The following is a 1,891-nucleotide window of genomic DNA, read 5'->3' as shown; positions in this document are numbered from 1 at the left end:
TTTGGTGGAGATAAGCGGGATCGAACCGCTGACCTACGCAGTGCAAGTGCGTCGCTCTCCCAAACTGAGCTATATCCCCATATCTTATGGTGCGTTCGAGTGGACTCGAACCACCGACCTCACGCTTATCAGGCGTGTGCTCTAACCAGCTGAGCTACGAACGCATAGATAATGAAGAACATTATCAATAGAATAGAGAAAGTATTGCTCCTTAGAAAGGAGGTGATCCATCCGCACGTTCCCGTACGGATACCTTGTTACGACTTCACCCCAATCGCTAATCACACCCTCGGAGCATCCCTCCTTGCGGTTAGGCCTGCTACTTCAGGTGCAACCAACTCTCGTGGTGTGACGGGCGGTGTGTACAAGACCCGAGAACGTATTCACCGCAACATAGCTGATTTGCGATTACTAGCGATTCCAACTTCATGTACTCGAGTTGCAGAGTACAATCCGAACTGAGAATAGTTTTCTGAGATTAGCTCCCCCTCGCAGGTTTGCGACTCTCTGTACTACCCATTGTAGCACGTGTGTAGCCCAGCGTATAAGGGGCATGATGACTTGACGTCATCCCCACCTTCCTCCTGCTCATCGCAGGCAGTATCGCATGAGTGCCCAACTTAATGATGGCAACATACGAAAGGGGTTGCGCTCGTTGCGGGACTTAACCCAACATCTCACGACACGAGCTGACGACAGCCATGCACCACCTGTCACTAAGTTCCCCCGAAGGGGCACAAAAGCATCTCTGCTAATTTCTTAGGATGTCAAACGCTGGTAAGGTTCCTCGCGTTGCGTCGAATTAAACCACATGCTCCACCGCTTGTGCGGGTCCCCGTCAATTCCTTTGAGTTTCATACTTGCGTACGTACTCCCCAGGCGGATTACTTATCGCGTTAGCTTGGGCGCTGAGGTTCGACCCCCAACACCTAGTAATCATCGTTTACGGCGTGGACTACCAGGGTATCTAATCCTGTTTGCTACCCACGCTTTCGCGCTTTAGCGTCAGTATCTGTCCAGTGGGCTGGCTTCCCCATCGGCATTCCTACAAATATCTACGAATTTCACCTCTACACTTGTAGTTCCGCCCACCTCTCCAGTACTCTAGTTTGACAGTTTCCAACGCAATACGGAGTTGAGCCCCGCATTTTCACATCAGACTTACCAAACCGCCTAGACGCGCTTTACGCCCAATAAATCCGGATAACGCTTGCGACATACGTATTACCGCGGCTGCTGGCACGTATTTAGCCGTCGCTTCTTCTGTTGGTACCGTCACTTACTTCGTCCCAACTGAAAGCACTTTACATTCCGAAAAACTTCATCGTGCACACAGAATTGCTGGATCAGACTTTTGGTCCATTGTCCAATATTCCCCACTGCTGCCTCCCGTAGGAGTAAGGGCCGTGTCTCAGTCCCCTTGTGGCCGTTCACCCTCTCAGGCCGGCTACCTATCATCGCCTTGGTGAGCCGTTACCTCACCAACTAGCTAATAGGACGCAAAGCTCTCCTGCAGCGCATATAGCTTTCATATGAATTTCATGCGAAACTCACATAATATCCGGTATTAGCATTCGTTTCCAAATGTTGTCCCAGACTGCAGGGCAAGTTCTTTACGCGTTACTCACCCGTCCGCCACCATCACCCGAAGGATCAAGTAGACTTGCATGTGTTAAGCATTCTGTCAGCGTTCATCCTGAGCCAGGATCAAACTCTTCGTTCAATCTATATAACTCAGTAAAATTTACTGATTGTTTTACACCAATTTATTGTTGTGTTTGCATTAATTGTCTTTCTCTATTCTGTTGCTAATGTCCTTATTCATCAGTTCCGCTCTCTCGCGGACAAGGTATATATTACCACAAATAATATTTTTCGTCAATACTTTTTT

General features: G+C 48.8%; 2 tRNA genes and 1 rRNA gene. All 3 read right to left on the bottom strand.

What is annotated here, in order from left to right:
* Window positions 1-2 precede the first annotated feature (2 nt).
* Window positions 3-79, bottom strand: a tRNA-Ala gene (locus FMAG_RS09330).
* A gap of 8 nt (window positions 80-87) precedes the next feature.
* Window positions 88-164 (bottom strand) — tRNA-Ile (locus FMAG_RS09325).
* 51 nt (window positions 165-215) lie between these two features.
* Window positions 216-1,723 (bottom strand): 16S ribosomal RNA (locus FMAG_RS09320).
* Window positions 1,724-1,891: the final 168 nt, after the last annotated feature.

The organism is Fusobacterium mortiferum ATCC 9817 (assembly GCF_000158195.2).
Classification (GTDB): domain Bacteria; phylum Fusobacteriota; class Fusobacteriia; order Fusobacteriales; family Fusobacteriaceae; genus Fusobacterium_A; species Fusobacterium_A mortiferum.
The sequence above is the reverse complement of the archived record's forward strand: the minus strand, read 5'-3'. Positions and strand labels throughout refer to the sequence as shown.